20 protein-coding genes are annotated in these 24,019 nt (G+C 45.5%); 13 read left to right on the forward strand and 7 right to left on the reverse strand.

What is annotated here, in order from left to right; all coding sequences use genetic code 11:
- Positions 1-34 precede the first annotated feature (34 nt).
- Genes MKY54_RS01390 through MKY54_RS01410 form a run of 5 tightly spaced genes read left to right on the forward strand, consistent with a single transcriptional unit; the run spans position 35 to position 4,263 of the window.
- Complete coding sequence (locus MKY54_RS01390; RefSeq protein ID WP_076127007.1) at positions 35-985, forward strand: ABC transporter permease; 951 nt, start codon at positions 35-37, stop codon at positions 983-985.
- Between the two features lie 4 nt (positions 986-989).
- Complete coding sequence (locus tag MKY54_RS01395; RefSeq protein ID WP_036687295.1) at positions 990-1,835, forward strand: ABC transporter permease; 846 nt, start codon at positions 990-992, stop codon at positions 1,833-1,835.
- Positions 1,836-1,850: 15 nt separating this feature from the next.
- Positions 1,851-2,870: an ABC transporter ATP-binding protein gene (locus tag MKY54_RS01400; RefSeq protein ID WP_076127008.1), complete on the forward strand. Its 1,020-nt coding sequence runs from the start codon at positions 1,851-1,853 to the stop codon at positions 2,868-2,870.
- A complete protein-coding gene (locus tag MKY54_RS01405) occupies positions 2,863-3,780 on the forward strand; it encodes an ATP-binding cassette domain-containing protein (protein WP_280753353.1) in 918 nt (305 codons plus the stop codon). Before MKY54_RS01400 ends, MKY54_RS01405 begins: the two co-directional genes overlap by 8 nt.
- A 33-nt stretch (positions 3,781-3,813) precedes the next feature.
- On the forward strand, positions 3,814-4,263 hold the full coding sequence (locus MKY54_RS01410; protein WP_339189166.1) for a hypothetical protein: 450 nt from the start codon (positions 3,814-3,816) through the stop codon (positions 4,261-4,263).
- 93 nt (positions 4,264-4,356) lie between these two features.
- On the opposite strand, the gene MKY54_RS01415 is transcribed toward MKY54_RS01410, so the two are convergent.
- From MKY54_RS01415 to MKY54_RS01440, 6 genes are read right to left on the reverse strand one after another with little or no spacing between them, the layout of a single operon-like run.
- On the reverse strand, positions 4,357-5,226 hold the full coding sequence (locus MKY54_RS01415; protein ID WP_339189169.1) for a metallophosphoesterase: 870 nt from the start codon (positions 5,224-5,226) through the stop codon (positions 4,357-4,359).
- A gap of 51 nt (positions 5,227-5,277) precedes the next feature.
- Positions 5,278-5,619: a multidrug efflux SMR transporter gene (locus tag MKY54_RS01420; RefSeq protein WP_248549163.1), complete on the reverse strand. Its 342-nt coding sequence runs from the start codon at positions 5,617-5,619 to the stop codon at positions 5,278-5,280.
- A complete protein-coding gene (locus MKY54_RS01425; protein ID WP_339189171.1) occupies positions 5,616-6,404 on the reverse strand; it encodes an HAD family hydrolase in 789 nt (262 codons plus the stop codon). The genes MKY54_RS01420 and MKY54_RS01425 overlap by 4 nt, the downstream gene beginning before the upstream one ends.
- 15 nt (positions 6,405-6,419) lie before the next feature.
- Complete coding sequence (locus MKY54_RS01430) at positions 6,420-7,766, reverse strand: ABC transporter substrate-binding protein (RefSeq protein WP_339189173.1); 1,347 nt, start codon at positions 7,764-7,766, stop codon at positions 6,420-6,422.
- A 35-nt stretch (positions 7,767-7,801) separates the two neighbouring features.
- Positions 7,802-8,647 (reverse strand): carbohydrate ABC transporter permease, encoded by an 846-nt coding sequence (locus tag MKY54_RS01435; protein WP_339189174.1) that lies wholly within the window; start codon positions 8,645-8,647, stop codon positions 7,802-7,804.
- 25 nt (positions 8,648-8,672) lie between these two features.
- Positions 8,673-9,554, reverse strand: coding sequence for a sugar ABC transporter permease (locus MKY54_RS01440; RefSeq protein ID WP_076127023.1), 882 nt, complete (start codon positions 9,552-9,554; stop codon positions 8,673-8,675).
- Positions 9,555-9,773: 219 nt separating this feature from the next.
- On the opposite strand from MKY54_RS01440, the gene MKY54_RS01445 reads away from it, so the two are divergent.
- The 3 genes from MKY54_RS01445 to MKY54_RS01455 all read left to right on the forward strand — a co-directional run bounded on the left by MKY54_RS01445 (position 9,774) and on the right by MKY54_RS01455 (position 12,883).
- Positions 9,774-10,331, forward strand: a complete 558-nt coding sequence (locus MKY54_RS01445; RefSeq protein ID WP_076101159.1) for a transcriptional regulator — start codon at positions 9,774-9,776, stop codon at positions 10,329-10,331.
- A gap of 210 nt (positions 10,332-10,541) precedes the next feature.
- Positions 10,542-11,726, forward strand: a complete 1,185-nt coding sequence (locus tag MKY54_RS01450) for a polysaccharide deacetylase family protein (RefSeq protein ID WP_248549159.1) — start codon at positions 10,542-10,544, stop codon at positions 11,724-11,726.
- A 140-nt stretch (positions 11,727-11,866) separates the two neighbouring features.
- Positions 11,867-12,883: an AI-2E family transporter gene (locus tag MKY54_RS01455; RefSeq protein WP_076101160.1), complete on the forward strand. Its 1,017-nt coding sequence runs from the start codon at positions 11,867-11,869 to the stop codon at positions 12,881-12,883.
- A 107-nt stretch (positions 12,884-12,990) separates the two neighbouring features.
- Here the strand turns inward: MKY54_RS01455 and MKY54_RS01460 are convergent, their stop codons facing one another.
- The gene (locus MKY54_RS01460; protein WP_038568262.1) at positions 12,991-13,377 is read right to left on the reverse strand and encodes a hypothetical protein; all 387 of its coding nucleotides are present in this window, start codon (positions 13,375-13,377) and stop codon (positions 12,991-12,993) included.
- A gap of 256 nt (positions 13,378-13,633) precedes the next feature.
- Here MKY54_RS01460 and MKY54_RS01465 point away from each other — a divergent pair, with 256 nt between their 5' ends.
- The 5 genes from MKY54_RS01465 (at position 13,634) to MKY54_RS01485 (ending at position 24,005) form a co-directional block, all read left to right on the forward strand.
- Positions 13,634-19,555 (forward strand): S-layer homology domain-containing protein, encoded by a 5,922-nt coding sequence (locus MKY54_RS01465; protein WP_339189177.1) that lies wholly within the window; start codon positions 13,634-13,636, stop codon positions 19,553-19,555.
- A gap of 577 nt (positions 19,556-20,132) precedes the next feature.
- Positions 20,133-20,672 (forward strand): MarR family transcriptional regulator, encoded by a 540-nt coding sequence (locus MKY54_RS01470; protein WP_280753349.1) that lies wholly within the window; start codon positions 20,133-20,135, stop codon positions 20,670-20,672.
- Positions 20,673-20,699: 27 nt separating this feature from the next.
- The gene (locus tag MKY54_RS01475) at positions 20,700-22,154 is read left to right on the forward strand and encodes an aryl-sulfate sulfotransferase (protein WP_076127030.1); all 1,455 of its coding nucleotides are present in this window, start codon (positions 20,700-20,702) and stop codon (positions 22,152-22,154) included.
- A 22-nt stretch (positions 22,155-22,176) separates the two neighbouring features.
- On the forward strand, positions 22,177-23,217 hold the full coding sequence (locus tag MKY54_RS01480) for an ABC transporter substrate-binding protein (RefSeq protein ID WP_339189181.1): 1,041 nt from the start codon (positions 22,177-22,179) through the stop codon (positions 23,215-23,217).
- A gap of 11 nt (positions 23,218-23,228) precedes the next feature.
- Complete coding sequence (locus tag MKY54_RS01485) at positions 23,229-24,005, forward strand: ABC transporter ATP-binding protein (protein WP_339189183.1); 777 nt, start codon at positions 23,229-23,231, stop codon at positions 24,003-24,005.
- The last annotated feature ends 14 nt before the right edge of the window (positions 24,006-24,019 follow it).

Here is a 24,019-nt window from a genome sequence, read left to right on the forward strand (position 1 = left end):
TTTTTTACCGATATAGAACTGGGAGAATATACGTATGAGACAACTTATCGTCCGAAGATTACTGCAAACCCTGCCGATGCTGTTTTTTGTCTCGGTTGTGTGCTTTGCGATGATTAAGCTGGCTCCGGGGGATCCGGTACTATCCTTCGTTACGCCGAATATGCACGCGGATGATATTGAGCGCATCCGGCATAACCTTGGGCTGGATAAGCCAGCCTACATTCAATATTTTATATGGATCAAAGAAGTACTGCAGGGCAATTTCGGTTATTCCCTTGTGAATCATCAGCCTGTATTGGAGCAAATTCTAGAACGTTTACCTGCAACAGCAGGTTTGATGGGCAGTGCAATCGGCTTAGCCGTTCTGTTGGCGATCCCGATGGGTCTGCTTGCTGGAGCTAACCGGAACCGCTGGGTGGATAAAGTAATTAATTTTTTATCCTATATCGGAATTTCAGTGCCTTTATTTTGGCTGGCCATCTTACTTATGTACTTATTCGCAATTAAGCTGCACCTGCTGCCTATTATGGGGATGCGAACCATTGGTGTGGAATCAGCGGTTGATGTATTGAAGCATGGTATTTTGCCTTGCGCCGTATTGGCGTTTGGATTTCTGGCCGGTTACGTACGATACATCCGCTCTAGTACGATTGGACAGCTAAAAGAAGAATATGTGCAGATTCAATATGCTTTTGGATCCAGCAAGACAACGATTCTGTTCCGTCACGTGCTTAAGCATGTACTGTTGCCAGTAATTACATTGCTCGGAATGTCGATGGGTGATCTGGTGGCGGGTGCAATTGTAACGGAGACGGTATTTTCATGGCCGGGTATTGGCTCTTTAGGGATGACTGCGGTTAAAGGGATGGATTATCCCGTAATTATGGGAATAACTTTGTTCTCTTCTTTAATGCTGATCATCGGCAATCTGGTCGCGGATATTCTATATAGCTTCGTGGACCCACGAATTAAATTAACGAGGTGACCTCATGAATCGCAGTAAATGGAAAAGTGTTGGAGATGAGCTATTTACGAATAAATTGGGTGTCGCAGCCCTCATTACTTTAATCGTCTTCACACTAGGCTCTATATTTGCTTTTTTATCCGGACATGATCCGAATGCAATGGATGTTTTGGCACGTTTGAAAGCACCCGGGGCGGATCATTGGTTTGGTACGGATGATTACGGCCGGGATTATTTTGCCCGAGCTTTGTATGGTGGCCGGGTATCTTTGCTAGTTGGTTTTGCTTCAATGATCATTGCCACGGGTATAGGTGTGACGGTGGGCGTAATCAGTGGATATTTTGGCGGATGGATTGATAATCTATTGATGCGGATGCTTGATGTAGTGATGTCCATTCCATCTTTCCTTGTGCTGCTGCTGCTCAGCGTATTTTTGAAGCCGAGTGTAGGAAACATCATTTTAATCATTGCTCTATTAATGTGGATGAACATTGCCCGTGTGATTCGTGCGGAGACGATGACGATTAAAGAACGGGAATATGTACTATATGCAAAAGCTTCCGGCCAGAGCAACTTTGGAATTATCTGGCGTCATATTCTTCCGGGGCTAGTACCTGTTGTGATTGTAGGTGCGACGAATAATATCGCTTCCGCGATTATGATGGAGTCGTCCCTAAGCTTCCTTGGGTTCGGGGTACAACCTCCGAATGCCACTTGGGGCAGTATGCTTAACAATGCGCAGGGATATATCGCTCAGGCACCTTATTTGGCATTGTTCCCGGGGTTATTGATACTATTAACGGTTCTGAGCTTTAATGTTCTGGGCGATATTTTGCGGGTTGGCTTTGAACCGAAGCTGATCCGAAGATAGGAGTGTGAAGACATCATGACGGAACGGCTATTGTCTGTTGAGAATTTGAAGGTTTCCTTCCAAACTCGGGATGGAGAGAATCAGGCAGTTCGTGGCGTTAGCTTTCATATAGATGCTGGAGAAACGGTAGGGATTGTTGGTGAATCCGGAAGCGGGAAAAGTGTAACTGCGAAGGCGATTATGTCGTTGATTACACCTCCGGGTAAAATTATCGCTGGAAATATTAATTTTCGTGGTGACAATTTATCTAACCTTTCGGAAAAAGAGTGGAGAAAACTGCGCGGTAACCGCATAGCGATGGTGTTTCAGGACCCCATGACTTCTCTTAATCCTGTGAAAAAAATCGGCCAGCAGCTTACGGAGGTCATCCGGCGGCATCGCGGCTTAAATAAGGAAGCAGCGTTTAAAGAGGCAGCAAGTATCCTGCGGCAGGTGGGCATTAATAATCCTGAGCAGCGGCTGCAGCAGTATCCGCATGAATTCAGCGGCGGGATGCGGCAGCGGGTCATGATCGCTATGGCTCTTTCCTGCCAGCCAGAGCTATTGATTGCGGATGAGCCGACAACTGCGCTTGATGTAACAATACAGGCCCAAATTCTTGATCTTTTTAAAGAGCTAAAAAATAATACCAGTACAGCTATAGCGCTGATCACTCACGATTTGGGTGTGGTGGCTCAGGTATGTACACGGGTTATCGTAATGTATGGTGGACTAGTGATGGAGGAAGGTACGGTGGAGGATATTTTTTATCGCCCACAGCATCCTTACACGAAAGGTCTGCTTCGCTCCATTCCGAAACGTGACGGCAAATCGCGTGAACGTCTAATTCCAATCGAAGGCACACCTCCGGATTTGTTGAATCCTCCTTCTGGCTGTCCCTTTATGGAACGTTGCCCTAATGCTTTTGCCCGTTGCAGCGAACGTCCTCCGGTAATCGAATTATCGCCCGGTCACCGTTCGATGTGCTGGTTAGCAGATGGTGTGCAGGAGACTCCAGCCGTAGCTGGCGTTGAAGGGAGCGGTTCGGTTGAGTGACAATAAGATTCTAGTGGACGTAAATAATCTCAAAAAACATTTCTCCAAAGGCAAGGATATGTGGGGACGCGATACATCGGTGCTTAAGGCAGTAGATGGCGTAAGCTTTCAGATACGACAGGGAGAGACCTTTGGGCTGGTTGGAGAGTCGGGAAGCGGCAAGTCCACGGTTGGACGCTGCTTGCTGCGCTTATATGACTACACAGACGGTGAAGTGTCTTTTGACGGGCAGCCGCTGAGCAAGCTTGGAGAGAAGCAGCTAAAACCTTTTCGCAGACGCATTCAGTCGATCTTCCAAGATCCCTATTCATCACTTAATCCAAGCTTAAGTGTGCTTGATCTGATCAGTGAGCCGATGAAAATCCACGGTATCCACGAAGGTGAAGAACGCAAAGAAGCTGTTGCGGCATTGCTGGAAAAGGTAGGTTTAAAAAGAGAACATCTCTACCGCTTCCCGCATGAATTCAGCGGTGGCCAACGCCAGCGGATTTCGATTGCCAGAGCATTGTCCGTAAGACCTGAATTTGTTGTGTGTGATGAACCGATCTCAGCGCTGGACGTATCTGTCCAGGCTCAGGTAGTGAACATGCTGGAGGATTTGCAGTCCGAATTCGGCTTGACCTATCTCTTTGTCGCACATGATCTGTCGATGGTACGGCATATTTCTGACCGGATCGGCGTGATGTATGGCGGTCGTCTAGTGGAGGTAGCCGAAAGTGATGAGCTGTACGAGAATCCTATTCATCCTTATACAAAGGCGCTGCTGTCTTCCATCTTGGAGACGGATCCCCGGCGGGCCAATCAGAGAATTATTTTAGACGGATATTCGCAAGAGTACGGCAGAGCTGAGACTTCCACACTACAGGAAGTAAGTCCGGGCCATTATGTTGCTTATGATTTTACGGTATGATTAGACTCTATATATAGATTGGGAGGGATCAGAATGTCAGAGAACTTAAACCGGGTAAAGTTATCCCAGTGGGATGCGTTATTGGTGGAATCACTCCGCTCCTTGGGGTGGTCTGATGAGGATATTCTTCGTAAAGTGGCAGAGGGCGATTTGCCCGTTGACGAGAGCGAATACCAATTTGATTATAAGCAGCTGACTACGTTGCAGTCAGAGCAGCCGGAGTTGTTCGGGCAAGCGGTGAAGACAGGCTATCAGATTAAATACAACACGATTCGTGGGATTCGCAGCTGGATATGGGTAGCTCTGGGCAAAGAAGCGGCTCTGGAGCTTGAGGAAGGTAAGGAAGCCGCTGAGGTGGCTTTAACCTTGGCCGAGAAGGAACGTTTGGCTTCTGTGTTATCCTTCGGTTGGCAGATCGAGAGCGATACGAAGGCAGCGTTTGGAGATACAGCTGTCTACCGGATTGCACCGATTGGACGTTAAGCTGAATAGCTACAGTAAAAAACGATTGTTGCGGGGAAGGACTCCCTGTGCACAATCGTTTTTTTGTTATATTTCTCGCTTAAATGCTTATCTTTAATATATGCTTACCGCTGGGTAAAATACCTCATAGTGTGCAGCCTCAATCCAGCTTCCTGTCTTAAAATCTCTGCCCCGGACAAGCACTTTATCGCTATACACTTCTACATAGAAGCCTTGGCTGCCCTCTTTATGTTTATCTTCATTAGTCCAAAGATAGGCGACAGAAGCAGCATTAAACATCGTTGCGATCTCTCCATCGCCAGGGAACATAGTGTTGTCTACCTCCAGCTCCCAATGGGTATGTCCAGTGAATAACAAGGTCTGAGGGTATCTCGACAGGATTTCTTTTAATTCCGTATCTTGTGTGACACCATACCAATCCTGCGATTCCAGCGATCCGGCTACGGTGTCTTTAAGCGGTTGATGCAGGAAGAGAAAGATAGGCTGATCTGGTGAAGCTTGTTCTCCAAGCTTATGCTCCAGCCAATCAAGCTGTTCAGAAGAAAGATCACAGAATTTGGGCAATCCTTGTTCTGTCCCTAGCATAATAAAATGATAGCCATTGACCCAGTGATCATGATAGGGTCCGGACATTCCGGTCTGTGACGTATACATTCCTAAACGTGATTCCCAATTTCCGAGGCCCACATCATGATTGCCTAAGGTAAAGGTAATCCCGGGCAGTTCGGTTTTGTATTGTTTGAGGATACGAAGCATTTCTTCGTATTCAGCAGGGAAGCCGTGGTCTGTGACATCACCGATATGCATAATCCCGCTGCTGCCTTCCCCATGCGCTGCTATATCACGGAGAGCCAGCTCGAAGTTAAGATTGTACTCATGATTGCGGTCAGCAGTGACATGGGTATCCGTAATGATCTGAAAGGTGATAACTGGTTTATCTTCAGGTGATGTGTTCGTACTCATGTTTGGGCATCCTCCTTCATCTATGAACCTATCCAATACTGTTGCTGTTCGCTAATGCGTCTTGCCGCTAATATTCAGTCCTATGATCCCGACAATGATGACGGCTATCCAAAGTAGTGAGGATAGGGTTAGCTTTTCTTCAAAGAACAGGGTTCCTATGAAGGAAATCAGGATGATTCCCGCTCCTGACCATATCGCATAAGCTACGCCTACCTTAATAGAGGTGAGAGCATAATTCAGGGAGGTGAAGCTGGCTCCATAGAACAGGAACATAAGCACGGAAGGCCAGAGCTGGGTGAACCCTTGAGATATTTTCATTGAGAGGGTCCCTGAGAGTTCGAACACAATAGCCAGCGCCAGAAACATCCATGCCCATATTCCTTCTATTCTCACAGGGAAGTAACCTCAATTCTGAGCTCAGCGTAAGATTGTACAATGAGATCTGCATCCGGGAGAATATGTGTTGAAGCACTAGTACCGTCGCTTTCTGCTAGGCCGATAGCTACCTGTACACCCGCTGCTTTAGCCATTCGCATATCCCCATTAGTATCACCGATAACTGCTGTGTGCGCGGGTTCAACGGCCAACCTTTCGCAGGCAAGCTGCACCATGTCGGGGAAAGGTTTACCCTGATCCACAAGATCTGTTCCAATTACCTCGGAGAAATAATGCCGTATGCCAAGCCATTGGAGATGTTTGTCTGCGGCCTCTGTTTCATCTGCGGTCACCACGGCGAGAGGAATGCCTGCACTCACACACTCATCAAGAAAACGATGAAGTCCCGGAAGGGAGTGAACGGGGCGTTTCTCTTCTAACCTAACATCCGCTTCGAGACGGCATTGATGGACAAGCTCCATGGACTCCGCCCAAGATAAACCTTGCAGATAACCCTGCCATGACAGGATGGCATAGAGGTCACTCATAGTCCCCATAGCCAGGGGGCCGTTCCGATCATAATCGGTAATGCTTCCTTGGGCATTGTGTATAGTTCCCATTAATGCAGGGAGCTGCTCTTCTGCAATCTGTAGCCCTCTTTGCTTCATATACTTCGTGAATCTCTCTAAAAAACATTCGCCCCAGCTGCCCCAGAGGGATACGAACTGGAGCAGCGTACCATCCTTATCGAATAGAATAGCTGCTACAGCGTATCTGCCTTGCGGAGTGATGAGCTCAGACATGAAGTCCACCGCCCTTTATTTTAATTTATCAAGCGCTGCTTGTGCCGTTTCTTGTGCTTCCTTAAGTGCTTGTGCTGCTGGGATATTCTCAATTTGCACCTTATCTGCGGCGATTGTCAACGCATCGTTAATTTTGCCGCCAGTTGGGTCTTGGAAAGGTGCAGAACCATGAGAAGCTTGCATCAATGGGACCCTAATCTGTGGATTACTTTCGCTGAATGACACAAATGCCGGGTCTTGCAATGCGGATTGGCGCACCGAAATATATCCCGTATTAATGGACCAGGACGCAGTATTCTCAGCATTTGTGAAGTAGGTTAGCCATTTCATAGCTGCTTCCTTTTCACTGTCGCTGGCTTTGGATAGAATGCCGGCCATAAGTGCTTGGGCTACGGGTTTGCCCTCACCGATCCCAGCCCAGCCTGGCTGCTCCATAGCCGAAACAATGCTGAAGTCCAAGTCGCCCTGATCGCCGCTGGAGCCGGTGTAGCCTGCGGCTTGACCCTTCATTACATCGTCAATCGTCTTGTACCAATACTCCCAGCCTTGACCGCCGGAATGAATCCGCATGATCTTATCCTCGTGAATCCACTTGCGGAACAAATCCCAGGTTTCAATCCACTCTTTAGAGTCGACCATAACTTGTTTTCCATCCTCACTAAGGATAGTGCCTCCTTTGCTGAGTACGGCATCAATCATGTTCCCTGAACCCCACATAGGCTCCCAACCATAAAGGGTGGTTTTGCCTCCGTCCTTCACTGTCATTTTCGCAGCTGCGGCAGCCAGATCTTCCCAAGTCTTTAGTGTGCTCGCATCAATTCCATTCTTCTCAAAAACATCTTTGCGATAGTACATGACCTGCGTTGTTCCATACATCGGCAGGAAGTATTGCTTACCATCAACCTGGCCCTGATTTAGAAAGGTTTGGACAAAATCCTCTTTATTGAAATCTGGCTGCAGTGCCATAAGCTCGTCTATCGGAGCGAAATATCCTTTACGGGCCCAATCTACATTGGAGGAGAGAGCAGCCGCAGGCACTTTCCCTGTAGCGATAGCTGCTTGCAGCTTCTGTTCGGTTTCCGTGTAGTCTGCCTGCGCGATACCTTTGACAATGACCTCTTGCTGAGAGGTATTAAATTTCTGAATCAGTGCCTCCATATTCTCACCAAGCTTGCCGCCGAGACCATACCAGAATTCAATTGTTACCGGTGCATTTTGTGTGGGTGCAGCCTCTGTGGAGGGGGAGGAAGAAGCTCCATTCGCCGCTGTAACATTGCCTGTATTCGCATTTCCTCCGCAAGCTGTTAACATTGTAAATCCGGCAACCAAAGACAGGGTGGACAGTCTCTTCAATACGTTCATCATCATTCTCCTCTTATTAAAATAGAATTGTTAGCTTATCCTTTGCTGGAACCAGCGGTCATATTGACACTTTGCATGATCGTTTTCTGAGCTAGTAGAAATACTAGCAGCAACGGGGCGATGGTGAATGCGCTAGCGGCCATGATCAGCGGCCATTTTAATCCGTAAGCACCTCCTTGAGTAAAGAAACTACGCAGACCCGCCGAGACTAGCTGGAGATTAGGGTCTTTGGTGATCAGCATCGGCCAGAAATAGTTATTGTACTGATCAATGAAGGTGATCAGGGCTAGCACAGCAAAGGAAGAACGTGTAATGGGGACAAGAATGGTCCACAGAATCCGCATATGTGAGGAACCGTCCACTTCTCCAGCCTCCACCAGCTCATGGGGAACCTGAAGGAAGGCTTGGCGAATTAGAAAGATGGAGAAGACACTTACACAGTTGGATAGAATTAATCCGGCATATGAATCCAGTAGATGGAGCTGGGACAATACCAAATATCCGGGAAGATAAACAGCGGTGGCTGGAACCATATAGCCGAAAAGAATAACGCCTGAGAACAGCCCTCTGAAGCGGAATTTCATATGCGTAAGCGCATAGGCCATCATCCCGGAATTTATGACCTGCAGAATAACAATCGACACAGCGACAAATATGCTATTGCCCATATATCTGAAGAAAGGGGCTTCGTGCCAGGCGGCTGAAAAATTACTCCACAGCGGATCCTTAGGCCAAATTGTGGGCGGAGACTGCCAGATTTCATCATTGGTTTTTAAGGCGCTGGTGACCATCCAATAGAAGGGGAAGGCCATGATCAGTGCAATAGCTGTAAAAAATAGATGGCGGGTCAGCTTGCCCGCGCGTACGATCGTTGCATTCATCAGTCGTTCTCCTTTACAGCAGTTGTTATTGATAATGGGTTGTCCGTTTACTAACCTCTAGCGAGACTACGGATAGCAGCATACATATAAATACCAGAACCATTGCGACACTAGAGGCTTCTCCAATCTGAAAGGCTTCAAAGGCAGACTGATAATACATATAGAGCAAGGTACGTGTTGATCCCGACGGTCCACCTTGTGTAAGTACGTTAATCTGGTCGTAAGCCTGTAACGCCCCGATGATCTGTACGATGAACAGAAACAGTGTCGTTGGCGAGATTAGCGGTAAAGTAATACGGCTGAATTTTTGAACAGCATTTGCTCCATCCAGTTGAGCTGCTTCCAGCAGATCTGTAGGGACATTGCGTAGTGCCACCAAATAAAAAATCATCGCCCAGCCTACCGATTTCCATATTGTCACGAGCAGAACGCCAAGCAGCGCCCATTTAGGGTCTTGAAGCCAGCCGATTTTTTCTAGACCTAAGAGGTCAAGTACAGTATTGGCAAGGCCGATTTCGGGTTCATAGATCCAGGACCAGACAATGGATACAGCCACGGTCGGCGTGACCCAAGGGGAGAACAGCAATACCTGATATAGGGTGGAGCCTTTCAGCTTCCCGTTCATCAGGAGTGCTAGTCCAAGTCCGATCAGAATAACGGGCAGCACACTTCCGGCACAGAATAACAGAGTCACTCTAAGTGCTTTATAGAAGGCAGGATTGCTGAAAAGATCCAGATAGTTGGTTAGTCCGACAAAGGTTTTCTCAGGGCTCATGAAGTCCCATTCGGTAAAGCTGAGATAAAATACATAAAGTAATGGCGCTAGCCAAAATACAACGAATGGAATCATTGCCGGCAAGGTGAAGAGCACCGGTTTCAACTCCCCTATAAATCTCGAACGTTTCATTATTCTGTCGATACCCCATTCCATCTTCTGTTTTTTGCGGTATAATTCTGAGGAAAGCTCTTCCGTTCAAAAAAAATTGTACACTCATCGAGCGGCTGCGTGGTCAAGTGGACGTAAAGATCGATGCGAGATTATGTAAAAAATTAAGAGATTAGCGCAGGTAGTTGCTATTTTGTGTAAAATAGAAGGGTAGATTCTAAGTGGAATGAAGGTGCAGCTATGAAACAGGTAGCCTTTGGTGAAGAGAATAAAGACTTATCTCCACGCGAGCAGCTGCTGCGTCCGATGATCGATGCGATTGCTCAGACGATGGACCTATATGGTGCGAATTATTCATTCGGGCAGCTGTATGGAATTATGTTCTTTGAAGACCGTCCGATGACGCTTGAAGAGATGAAGAATGTGATGAATATGAGCAAGAGTAATATGAGCTATGGAGTCCGTTCTTTGATGGCCTCCAAGATGGTCACTAAGCTGGAGGAGAAGCGGGACCGAAAGGATCTGTATGCAGTGGAAACAGATTTCTTTCAGACCTTTAAGAACTTTTTTGGGATGAAGCTACAGCGGGAGATTGATGTCATGAAGCACGCTTTAGACGTTGTCATTCCTGAGCTGGAGGGATTGGTTCAAGCCGTGGATACGTCTGAGGAGGAGCGGCAATTCTGCCTGAAGGATCTGGAGAAGCTGGAGCATGCCGTTCAATATTATCATTGGCTGCAGCAGTTCGTGGACGAGCTTGGGGAAGAGAATTACTTCGCAGATAAGAGAAGGTCCTAGACCGTCTACAATCACATATAGATGTACATAATTGTATATAGATCTCCATTTTTGCGGGGTGTTCCTTAAGCCGGTTCAGGCTTGAGGTTCGCCCTCTTTTTTATGATAAAGAAACAAAAATAAGAAGAAAATGTAACCAATAGCAGGTGGAACTTCCATAAAATATATAGTTACATAGGGACAAGAAATGTTGTTAAGGAGATTCTGAGATTGAAAACAAAAAAATATATGCTGCTTGTTGTCATAGTTCTACTGCTGAGCCTTGCTGCTATTTTGAATACACAACGTGAACCTTCAACAATAACTATTAACGTAAATGGTCAAATGATAAAGACGATAGCTGCCAATCCAGCCTCGCCTGATGATCTTATGATCCCGAAGGCGGTAGCTGAACAGGCACTAAATACACAAATCGGCTGGCAGAAATCCGGACCTCTTCCAAAAGGTATTTACTACAGAGATCAGGTGGCTGTGCTGATGTATCATCATCTTTCTGAGAAGCCCATGCCACAGTTTCCTTGGGTGTTATCGGTTGATCGGTTTGATGATCAAATGAATCTGCTGAAGCAGGAAGGTTTTCATGTGATCACCATGGCGGAATACCGTGAATTTATGCTGAATAACGGCGCAGTTCCGGACAATGCAGTGCTGCTGACCTTTGATGATGGATATGAGAGTTTCTATAAATTGGCGTTCCCCGTTTTGCAAAAATACGGATATACAGCCGTCAATTTTGTTATCGTATCTACAATAGATCACCCAGATCCGAATAGCGTACCGAAGCTCACTTGGGAGCAAATGCGGGAAATGAAGCATGCTGGGATGGGATTTTATAGTCATACCTATGATTTGCACCATTATGGGATTGTCGATGCCGAGGGCGGGCAGCGGCCAGCTGCAAGTGCCTTGTTATATGTTGATGATGAGAACAGGAATGAGATGAATGTCGAATACTACAGCAGAGTTACACGTGATCTGGCTAAGGCGGAGCAAAGGCTGAAGGAAGAATTGGGCAATACGGATTCGGCGATTGCTTTTCCTTATGGGTCCTACAATGACAGATTGCTGGCTGTTTGTGATTCGCTGGGGATTTCACTGACCTTCAAAATTGAGGATGGGATTAACACCAGAGCGGATCGGAATGCCGCACGAATTAACGGGGGAAGTGAGACACTTACCGCTGCGTTGACGCTTGATCAGATGAAGCATATCGATTTGCCTATGGAATTGACCTTGAACAACCAAAAGGTGAATATGGTAAGGAATTCTCCTGAAATGAGGAAGGGAACCTTGATGGTTCCGTTTCATCAATTATGCAAAGATCTGCATATAGATATGAAATATGATCCGAAACGCCGAATCGTTGAATTGACTCATATGGATGCAGGAGCATGAAAAGTGTCACTTTTATAGATGATGAGATTACAAAAAGTGAGTAAATTCGTCATTTTAGGCGAATCACTAGTTGCTATAAGTGAATTCCTTACTGTAGACTATAAACAGAGTACTAATTGGTAAGCGAATGGAGAGAACTGATGGAATTGTTTAAGCGTTATTACGCAAATTTAACGGTCCGGCGTTTTTTGATTTTAGGATTGGTTGCTCTACTGCTATTCAGTATTAGAGATATGCTTAATTTGGTACTGTTGACGTTTTTGATTGCGTATGTAATGAATAGCTTTCAAGTGCTGCTCACGAAGCGCATTAACAAATATGTAGCAGTTAACAGCAAAGTAATTATTGTTATTCTATACCTTGCCTTAATCGCTGTAGTTGTCATAACCCTCGTTAATTATCTGCCTAAGGTTTTTATACAGATTAAACAGTTAACGAATTTTTTGACCAATTTGACCCCTGAGAACATCCCGCAAAATGATATAGTGCAGTATATATTCGCCCAGCTTAAGGATTTGAACTATCAGTCGTACATGAAAGACGGTATTGAATATGTCTTGAAAATAAGCAATTGGGGCACCAGCTTTGTTTTATCAACTATTTTGAGCTTTGTATTTATACTTGAGAAGAACAGGATCGTTAGTTTCACTTCCCGCCTTAAAGAGAGCAAAATCTCTTGGTTCTATGTAGAGCTTGAGTATTTTGGCAGAAAATTTATCTCCTCTTTCGGAAAAGTGATCGAAGCACAAATTCTGATCGCGTTGTTTAATACATGCTTTACGGTGATCGGACTCTGGATTTTAGGTTTTCCTTACCTTTTCGCATTATCCATTATGATCTTCTTGCTCAGTTTAATTCCGGTAGTAGGTTTTGTTATCTCGCTAATCCCACTTTGTATTATTGGTTACAATATTGGTGGCCTAGTCATGACGATATACGTACTGGCAATGATTGCCGTACTGCATTTTGTAGAAGGCTACTTCCTAAATCCTAAACTGATGTCATCCAAAATGAATTTGCCTATGTTCTATACGTTTATCGTGTTGTTATTCTCTGAGCATTATCTCGGGGTATGGGGTCTGATTCTGGGGATTCCGATCTTTGTATTCTTCCTTGATATTCTGGAGATTAACAGAGAGAACAAGATAGGAACTTAGGGATTCTGTTATAAAATAAGTGTTAAATATACAAAAACCGGCTAAATGGAAGATCCATTTAGCCGGTTTTTTTGTGTGTATGTTACAGCGTCGCTGTATGTATTCCCTTAACCGAAGGAAGTATGGACACTATCTGAAACGATGTCCCTCAGCTCCGCTTTATATGCCGCATACTGCTCGGTTGTTATGCTTCCAGCGGCTAACCGTGAATCCAATTGATCCGTTAGCTGGGCAACCTGTAGATCGATTACAGCTTCAATATCTTGGCCTTGTTCTGATGCAATATCTTGAAGTGACTTACCGTCATATATGGCCTCGTATAGATCCTCGTCCGTTGGCTGGTTAAGTACCTCCAATAATTCGTCTTGATCCGCGACCTCTGCGGTGGACCATTTAACAGGCGAACTTGCATTAGCGGTAAGACTAGTCCAAGCATTTCCGAAAGACATCACTACAACTACCGTTCCGACTATGATCACTCTTTTTATATCCATTAGAGTCCTCTTTTCTTGTTCTGCAATAACTTATCTTGCTTAAGCATCCGTCTAAAGTATCGTTTAAAATGGGTTCTAACTAGTTATATTGTAACCCGCGAAGCTGAACTGAAGCTTAAGCAATATTAAAAATAACCTAAAGATTTAACACGGCTATGATATAGCGATAATACACCGCAGGTATACTTTCCAGATGAGCTTCATTGCATATTTATGCATTGAATCACAATCAAACAAATGGGGAGTGTTCGGAGTTTTGAGAATAACAGCAAAAGCTAAACGTTTATTTTCCAGCATAATTGCCAGCAGTCTGATGTTGGGAATAATGGCTCCAGCAGGGTATGCCGAAGAGCAGCAGCTGGAGACAGAGCAGACATCTTCCGAATTAGAGGCGCATTTTGATGAACAGGTTGAGCTCAACACGCTTTTAAGTCAACCGACTGTAATGGCAGAGGTGTACGCGGTACCTAATAATCCAGGAGCGCTACTGATTACTGAAGTTGTTCCGGATACTAAAAATGTAAAAGGGACAGATGGAACCTCTGTAGATGGTTACGAGTTTGTTGAGGTCTACAATAATACGGACAAGCCGGTTAATTTTAAGGATTATTATTTCTTTTATAATGACAAAGATACATGGGCACCTAATGGTGATGCTGTAATACCGGCGCATGGAAATATTGTTTTCTGGATTATGAACGGCAATAATCTGAATGTTCCTACGGAGGATTTCATCAAAAACTTTAATCCTTCTGCAGCTTTGCAGGAAGGAGTGAATCTGTTCCGGATCAACGGTGGCGGGGGGATGGCTAACACTTCTGCGCGTAATTTACAAATTAAAAGCAAAGCAGGAGATACGCTAATTGTTTCTGCTTCCTATGGAAAAGAACAGGTGAAGGAGAATAACGGGATCTTCTATCAATATTTGCAAGCGGATAGCTCCGTTATGAACCTCATGGCGAATTCGGGAACGGTTGTGGCTACGCCTGGAACCGTAGAGGCAGAACAAGTGCCTGAGCTAGTTCCTGGGAACAAGAAGCCAGTGATTGAACATATTGCACAGAGTAGTGTCGATCCAGCGGATCTCCCTATCAGTGCGAAGATTACTAATCTGGAAAGCGGGGCAGATGGATCACTACCCGTAGTGAAGCTACAGTATGGCTCTCCTTCTCAGGCGAAAGATACGGTAATCACCATGACCTCAAAAGGTGGGGATGAATATGCGGCAATGATTCCTGCAGCTGCGCTGGAAGAGCCGGAGCTGCATTACAGCATCCGCGTTAACAATGTGACAGAGAGTTATTTTGTTCATGTGAATGTGCCGGCGTTCGATCCGAACAATGTGCCGCCGTTGTTAATCACAGAGCTGCTGCCAAACTCGACGAATGTAAAAGGAACGAGCAGCGACGCTTTTGAATTCATTGAGGTCTATAACAATACTGATGCACCAGTTAATTTCAAGGACTACAAGGTCTATTATCGTTATCCTGATAAAGGTAACGCTTCCGATGTGAAGTGGCCTTCGACGCCAGAGAACTTTCTTATTCCTGCACAGCAGTCCGTGGTGTTCTGGGTTATTAATAGTGCCAATAGTACGTACACTGCTAATGATTTCAATACAGAATTCAACACAAACTTAATTGAAGGCACTAATCTCTTTTTGATCAAAAGCGACGGTATGGCGAACTCTGGCCGCCGGGCAGTCGTAATCAAAAGTAACACGGAAAAGGAAATTTCCTCCGCGTATTATGATGCTGACCTCACCTACGATGGTGGAGCTAAAGGTGATGACACCAAAGAGAATAAAGCCCTTCTATATAAGTATCCTGTGAATGGGCTGAGCAAAATGCTCAAGATCAGTACGGGGTCAGCCGTTCCGTCACCAGGCCAGACGGATGTAACACAACTTCCAAATCCACCGATCCATGTGGAGCCGGATACAGAGAAACCAACAGTAGAAGATCTGACGGGCGTAACGGAGATTGATCAGTCGCTGGGTCTCGATTTGAAGGCTTTTGCTGATGACAATAAAGCTGTTACTTCTGTGGAAGTTAGAGTGTCTTCGGACAAGCAGCCGGAGGCTGTTAGCCACAATCTATCCCAAGACTTCAATGATAGCTTGTATCACTTTAAATTGACCTCTGCGGATTTGATTGGCAGAAATGAAATCCAGTATTACTTTGTCGTTTCTGATGGAACGAATGAAACACAATCTCCAGTAATGAAAGTAAAAGTTACAGGAGGACAGGATCAATCACCCCTTCGTTTGAATGTGAAGGAGGGGCAGTTGATCAATGGCTCCGTGACCGTAAAGGGAACCTCTGCCACCGCTAAGGCTGATGTCTTAGGCTTGAGCATTGACAGTAAGTTACTGGGCAATAACGAGGCATATAATGCACTGGAGAATGATGCCTACTTTGTATTTGAAGCTAAAAATGTGGACTATTATTTTAAAAATGCGATCACGATGGGACCGGAAGAACTAGGAGATGCCAGTATTCTGTATACCTTTATGGACCCGATTACTACGTATACTACATTGACTTTTCCTATTTCTTCTGCCGCTTTAAAAAAGGGTACGGATAATGTGATTTACATTCGGGCGGGCTCTAAATCATCTCCATTTGATCCTCGTCCTGAGGAGAATAAGGATGATTTTGAAGTGAAAAATGTTCGTCTCCTGCTGGCAGATGGTACCGAAATTTGGGATCCGGCTTATGCAGAACGTGATAAGGAAATCAAGATGGGGGACAGCGCAGGTAAGCATGAATCCCTCGGCTTCCAGTTTGATCTAAAAGCGGATTTGTTCCGTTCAAAGGCGTACAACTGGAATACTAAGGAAGCAACTGACGGAGAACATAAAGTAACGCTTACCGAAGGTGGAACGAAAGTATCATCAAACGTAATTGTTGACAACACGCCACCATCCATCAAAGCATCAATAGAAGAAGGACAAACTTACCGTGGCAATTTTGAAATTGCTGCTGAAGTTAAGGATACTTATGCGGGTGTAGATAAGGTCAGCGTGAAGCTGGATGGTAATGTTATTGAACTGCCCTATGCTACTTCATCCGGGAAGTTATCGGCTGGGGAGCATACGCTTTCTATCACAGCCTTAGATAGGATTGGCAATCAGGCAGAAAAGGTCATTACATTCCATGTACCGAATGAGAATCCATTTGCGCCACTGCTTATTTCTCCTACAAACTGGGAGACCGCTGTAGGTACTAATCCGACTTTAAAGGTTAAGGTTGAAGATCCTAATCAGGATAAGATAAACGTTACCTTCTTTAGAGGATTTAAGTACGATGCTAACCATCCGGAGCAAGGCTTTGCTGGATTTATAAACGCATCCGATACAGAGCCGCCGAAACAATCCGTACCTGCGGGCGAACAAGCGCTTAGCAGTGACGACTACAGTAAAATAAGTGCGGTGGACGGACAATATTTAATTAATGATGCTGTCGATCAATTCCCTTATCAGCGTTATGAAATTAAGCTGGATGAGTCGGTTAAGGCGTCAGATCGTGTAGATATTGAATGGAAAGGGAATTCGTTGCCGGGACGTAAAGTAAGTCTCTACGCATGGAGTCCAACTCAACAAAAATGGGTACAACTGGATCATTTAATCGCTGGAACAGAGGATTTTGAGCTGAAATCCACGGTTACAGCTGGAGAATATGCTAATGGAAATAGCATTGCAGTAATGGTTCAGGACGAAATTGCTTCGGTGGCTAAGACAGCACCAACAGTAACACAAGATACGTATGACTTTTCTTTTGTATGGATGTCTGATACACAGTATTATTCACAGAGCTACCCTTACATTTACCGTAAAAATGTAGAATGGATAGCTGACAACAAAGAGAGCTTGAACCTGAAGTATGTTATTCATACAGGAGATATCGTGGATAAATCCTATCAGGAGTATGAGTGGAAGGAAGCTGACCGGGACATGAAGGTTCTGGAGGAAGCTAACATTCCTTATGGTGTTCTTGCGGGTAATCATGACGTAGGCCATCAAACCGGGGATTACACGAAATTCTGGGAGTATTTTGGAGAGTGGAGATTCAAGAATATGCCGACCTTCGGTGGCTCTTATGACAACAACAGGGGCCATTACGATTTAGTGTCTGCGAACGGAAATGATTTTGTTATTGTATACATGGGCTGGGGATTGGCTGAGGAAGAAATTGAATGGATGAATGAGATCGTTGCCCGTTATCCAGAGCGTAAAGCGATTCTTTGTCTCCATGAATACTTGCTGGTTTCTAATAACCGTGCACCTATTGCAGATAAGATTTTTGAGATGGTTGTGAAACCTAACAAAAACGTAATCGCAGCACTGTCCGGCCATTATCATGATGCTGAGCTTAAGGTAGACGAGCTGGATGATAACGGTGACGGTATTCCAGACCGCAGTGTCTATCAAATGCTGGCAGATTACCAAGGCGCTGAAGAAGGGGGACTCGGCTATATCCGTCTGCTTCAGTTCGATGTTGCTAATAACAAACTTCGCGTGAAGACTTATTCGCCTTATTTGGATGATTATAACTACTATGATGAAGACGAATATCCAGGCAAAGATGAGTTCGTTCTGGATCTGGATTTACAGCCTGTGACTAAACGTGTGGCTACCGACTATATCGGAGTCAAGGTTTACAGCGACCAGGAAATTGCGGCCAATCCACAAGTAGAGAGTGGCGCGGAGACTCAGGTCACTTGGAGTAAGCTGAATCCGGATAGCTACTACCAATGGTATACAAAGGTTGAGGATGATCACTCCGGTAGTGTGCTTTCAGATATCTGGGGCTTTTACACTGGAAAAGAGGATGTGATGCCGACACCAGAGGTGACACCAACACCAACACCGACACCAGAGGTAACGCCGACACCAGAGGTATCGCCATCGCCAGAAGTGACGCCGACACCAGCACCAGAGGTGACGCCGACACCAGCACCAGAGGTGACAACGGCACCTCCGGTAGTTTCACCAGTGCCAACAGTGACTCCAACGCCTACAGCCACACCTGGAGCGGGAAAGGGAAACATTGAACTGGCATTAGGAAGTAATGGGACGTATACAGCTGATCCGTCAGCCTTGAAGAAACTGATAGAGGAAGCTGCTACAGGGGGAAGCCTAAAGATTAGCGCAGGCGGAGCAACCTCGGCTCAAGATCAGATTAGAATTGCTCTTGATGCAGCCGCTGTTCAACAGGCTGTCGATAAGAAGTTGAATTTGAATATTGTTTCATCTAACGTTACCTTGAGCGTACCAACAAGCTCCTTACCAGCCATTCCGGCAGGCAGTGATATGCTGCTACTAAGCATTGATACGAGTATGATATCTGTACAGGCCAATGACGCTGGAATGAGTCCATTCAGAGCTAACGTTACGCTGAACCTCAGTACATCTGCAGGAGGCAAAGAAACGGCTATCCACCAGCTTAAAGGTGCTGTTACGATTACCTTGACGCTGACTAAGGAACAGCTTGCTAAGCTTGATACAGATTTTGCGGGTGTCTATTATGTAAATGGCAGCACGTTGGAATATTTGGGTGGAGTGTTTAAGGATAATACCGTTACCTTCACAACAAATCACTTTTCCTCCTTTGCGGTACTGGAATACCATAAGCAATTTAGGGATACTGCTGGTCACTGGGCAGAGTCGTATATTTCCAAGCTGACGGCTAAGCATGTGATTAAAGGGATCGACGATACGCATTATGGACCACAGGCGAATGTAACACGTGCAGATTTTGTTACACTGGCCGTTTGTTCTCTCGGATTGGATGAAGCAAATGGGGCTATCGTACAGAGTGCTTTTGCAGATGTATCTAAAGATGCTTATTATGCACAGTCGATAGACAAAGCTGTCCAGCTTGGATTGATCCAAGGCAGTGATGGCAAGTTCCGACCTAAAGATGCGATTACTCGTGAGGAGGCGGCAGTTGTCCTGCAGAAACTGATGCAGTATAAAGCAGGATTGCAAGCTTCCGTTGCTGCTGCTGCAAGCTTTAAGGATATGAATAGTGTATCTGAGTGGGCGAAGCAAGCGGTAATTGATTTGCAAGCAAAGGGAATCCTTGACGGCAAGGGCGACAATAACTTTGACCCTCGTGGCAAAGTGACCCGTGCTGAAATCGCAAAACTGTTATATGGAATAATCAAATTATAAGATAGGTTGGCAAAGGCAGGCAGAGGTGACTCAGGCCTGCTTTTTGTCTTTTTTGCGTGTAGTCTCCTTTTTCTTCTACGTAAAAAGGAAATTCCACTATTCATATGATTTTTCATATATAATATTTTTGAATTAATTTTAAATTTTCAGAATCTTTCAAAATAAAAGTAAATTGCAAGGAGTGCAAGTGAAATTAAATATCTCCAATCTGCCACTTCAGGAGTCGGGTAAAATATATTTACCAGTTAGAGCGTTATTTACCGGCCGTATCATCTTTTATGCAGGTTTATGATGAAGACAGCCATGCGCTTGTACTGGAAAGTGGTCTATAAGCTTCCAAGTTGGAGGGCACCTTTGAGGGTGTTCTTTTTTTGAATATATAAAATACTTACTTGACAGGTAGGAATAAAGGGGTATATGATATCACCAATACTTAAACAGTAATTAAATGAACAGTGAAATAATTCAACTGAGCTGATTGGACCACCAAAGGCTCCCGTACTTTTCCCTTGTCAGGGGTAGGTGCTGGGAGTCTTTTTTTATGGGCTGATTGGGAGAAAGCAGAGGTTAGTAAGCCATGAATGAAAAATATTGGAGACAGCTGGAGGAGACAGATTGGGCATTTCGCAAGGCGGTTCGCAGATTCGTGAAAGAGCGGGATAAAGTCGCCGTAGCAGGTATCTCCTTACCAGGCATGCTGATTCTGCACAAAATCATTCGCGATGGTGAACAAAGGCTAGGAGATTTAGCGGATGAACTAGACTTCACCTCAGGTGCGATTACCGCATTGAGCGATAAGCTTGAGGCGGGTGGATATACCGTACGCAGACGTAAAGAAGGCGATCGTAGAACGGTAATGCTGGATATTACGGGTAAAGGCCGCAAGATGGCGGAGCAGAACAGCAACATCGGAGAACGATGTATTTCGCTTTTGTTTGAGGGGTTTACGGAGGAGGAATTGGCGCAGCAAAATGACTTTTATCAGCGGATCATTAGCAATTTGGAAGGATTCTCGGATATCCTGCTGAAGCTCGCCAAGGAGAATGCAGAGACCTCTCCAGCCCTTGAACAGAAGCCACGAACAACCACCAAAAAGAGTAATTATCTTAGCTACTAAAAAAATTGAACGTAGGAGAGATGAACGATGGGACATTCAACCATTTATCCAACTGGAGCAACCGTATATAACCCTAACAAAGCCTGGAGTGGCTATACCGTATTTCAAGCTGGTGAAGAAGGTGTTGTACTGATTGATATGAACGGTAAAGAGGTGCATTTGTGGAAGGGGCTGCTTGGATTTCCGGCTAAAATCTTCCCGGGTGGTTATGTGCTGGGCAGCACAGGAAGAAGAGATCCTAAATTCGGAATACAGGATAATGTAGATCTGGTACAGGTGGACTGGGATGGGAACATCGTGTGGAAATATAACAGCTATGAACATATAGAAGATCCGGGTTATGAACCCCTCTGGTATGCCCGCCAGCATCATGACTATCAGCGCGAAGGCAATCCGGTCGGATATTTTGCACCGGGGCTTGAACCCAAGGTAGACAGTGGAAAAACGCTAATTCTTGCTCATAAAAACATCTACAATCCTCAAATCTCCGACAAACAATTGCTTGATGACACGATCCTTGAGGTGGACTGGGAGGGGAATATCGTCTGGGAGTGGGCTCCAAATGAACATTTTGATGAGCTAGGCTTTGATGAAGCGGCCAAAAATGTACTATTTCGTGATCCTAACTCACGCTCTTTCGGAAATCTAGGTGGTGGTGTTGGAGACTGGCTGCATATCAATTCGGCTTCTTATGTAGGACCCAATAAGTTTTACGATGCAGGGGATGAGCGTTTCCATCCGGATAACGTGATCTGGGATGCGCGTGAAGCAAATATTATTGCGATCACGGATAAGCGTACCGGAGCCATCGTTTGGAGAATCGGTCCGGATTACTCGCTGCCAGAAGTGAAGCATATCGACTGGATCATTGGCCAGCATCATGCGCACATCATTCCGAAAGGTTTGCCGGGAGAAGGCAACTTACTTGTATTCGATAACGGGGGCTGGGGCGGTTATGGTCTTCCAAATCCATCTTCTCCTTTTGGGCAAAAAAATGCACTCCGCGACCACTCGCGAATTCTGGAGATTAATCCCGTGACTTTTGAGATAGAGTGGCAATATACAGCGGCAGAAGCAGGTTTCTCTGTCCCAACCGATTCTTATAAATTCTACAGTCCATATATCAGCTCCGCTCAACGGCTTCCGAATGGCAACACCTTAATTACAGAAGGTTCTAACGGCAGACTCTTTGAAGTTACGCCAGAACATGAACTGGTATGGGAATATATTTCGCCATTTACGGACTCCAGAAATACCAATATGGTCTATCGTTCCTACCGTGTGCCATATGCATGGGTACCACAGCTGGAAACGCCAGTTGAACAAGCGATTGAGCCAATAGACGTAACGCAGTTCAGAGTCCCGGGGTCTGCACCTAAAGGATCGGATTCTGTGGTAAGTGTGGCGACAACCCTGCCATTTGTTGAAGGAGCTGCTTGTGTAGCGACGACGGATGAAGGCAGCAGCCGCAAGGTAAATTAACAAATTTGAGGAGATGGGTCGGTTGAAAAAATCATGGATCAGCTCAAGCTTTCTGCTCTTATCTTTATCAGTGGTTATCCTTTTATCGGGCTGCAGCTCCAAGGGCGACGCGGCTGCCTCTAATGCCGCTAAAGAGGGAGCGGCGAATAGCAAAGCAGAGACATTAAAGATAAAAATTGCTGACATCAATACGAATCCCACTTTTCGGGTGGCACTAGATAAAGGCATCTTTGCCAAACACGGGATTGACGCTGAACTGGTCAACTTTGGTTCCCCTGCGGAAGGTGTAAATGCCCTTTTTATTAAACAGGTGGATGTGGCTTTCGGGGCAGACTTCCCCTTGCTGAACGCAGTGGCGAAGGGCGATTATGCTATTATCGCCTCGGCGGGATTAGCGACTGATGAAGCGTCCACTGAATGGAAATTGTTCGTACAGGATGATATTCAGAAGGCTGAAGATTTGAAAGGGAAAAAGCTGAGTTTCATACGCGGCACCTTCATTCCGTACCTTTGGGATGAATATTTGAAAGAGCATAATGCTGCTCTCGGTGATGTGGAGTTAATAGGACAGGGTGCCTTTGATGAAGCTTATATCGCTTTGAAGCAAGGTGCTGTGGATGGAGCATGGTTTTATGGTTCGGTTCTGAATGATAAGCTCTATGCACTTAAAGGTGTTCATGAACTGACGGATATGTCTAAAACCACGGTTCGATTGGGGATGGGGATTGTAACGGGAAATGATTTTGCGGCTAAGAATCCGCAAGGTATAGCGAATTTCCTAGCAGCGGTGGATGAAGCCGGAGCCTATGCTCAGGCTCACCCAGATGAGGTTGCTGATCTGATGTATAAGGAAGTGAAGCAGCCTAAGGAATCAACGATAAAAGATCTGCCGAATAATCCGTGGGCACTAGGATTTACTCAAGCAGCGTATGACAGTTTGACCAAGCAGAAGAAATATATGGTCGACAACGGAATCATTGAGAAGGATTTCGATCTGGATAGTAAACTGAATCTCGAGCCGCTGGCGAAGGCATTGCCAGAAGAGGTTACGTACAAGAAATAGGGGGGGTCAGCATGTCATTACCTGCTAAGCAGCATACCATTCATATTGAGCAGCTCCGTAAAAGCTACAACGAACCGACTGCTGGGGACGTTCACTACATTATAAAAGATGTAGATCTCGTAATTAAAGGTGGGCAATTCTTCGTTCTACTCGGGCCGAGTGGTTGCGGGAAATCAACACTGCTGAATATGATCGCCGGGTTTGTCTCCAAATCCGGTGGGCATCTACGGGTGGATAATGTAGAGGTGAATAAGCCTGGCAGAGATCGGGCGGTGGTGTTCCAGCAGGCGGATTCCTCCTTATTCCCTTGGTTAACCGTCCGTCAGAATGTGGAGTTCGGATTGCGGATGAAGAAAATCGCAAGGGGGGAACGGCACACAATATCGGATAGGTTCATCGGGCTTGTTGGGCTAAACGGGCATGAGGAGAAGTTCCCGAAGGAGCTGTCTGGGGGGATGAAGCAGCGTGTTCAGCTGGCTCGGGTGCTGGCGAATGATCCAGCGATTCTGCTGATGGATGAGCCATTTGGTGCGCTGGATGCGATGACGCGCCGAACGATGCAGAAGGAATTGGTCAACATTTGGCGCCAGACACATAAGACGGTGATTTTTGTAACTCATGATATTCAGGAGGCATTATTGCTGGGGGAACGAATTGGTATTATGTCCGTAGGACCGTCCTCTAATATTACGGATATTTATGACAATACACTGCCGTATCCGCGGGACGTAACCTCACCGGAATTCTACTCGTTATACAATCAAATTCAAGGTCATTTCGAAGAATAGGATAGGGTGAGACA

The sequence above is a fragment of the Paenibacillus sp. FSL P2-0121 genome, from assembly GCF_037975345.1.
GTDB classification, from domain to species: domain Bacteria; phylum Bacillota; class Bacilli; order Paenibacillales; family Paenibacillaceae; genus Paenibacillus_AQ; species Paenibacillus_AQ odorifer.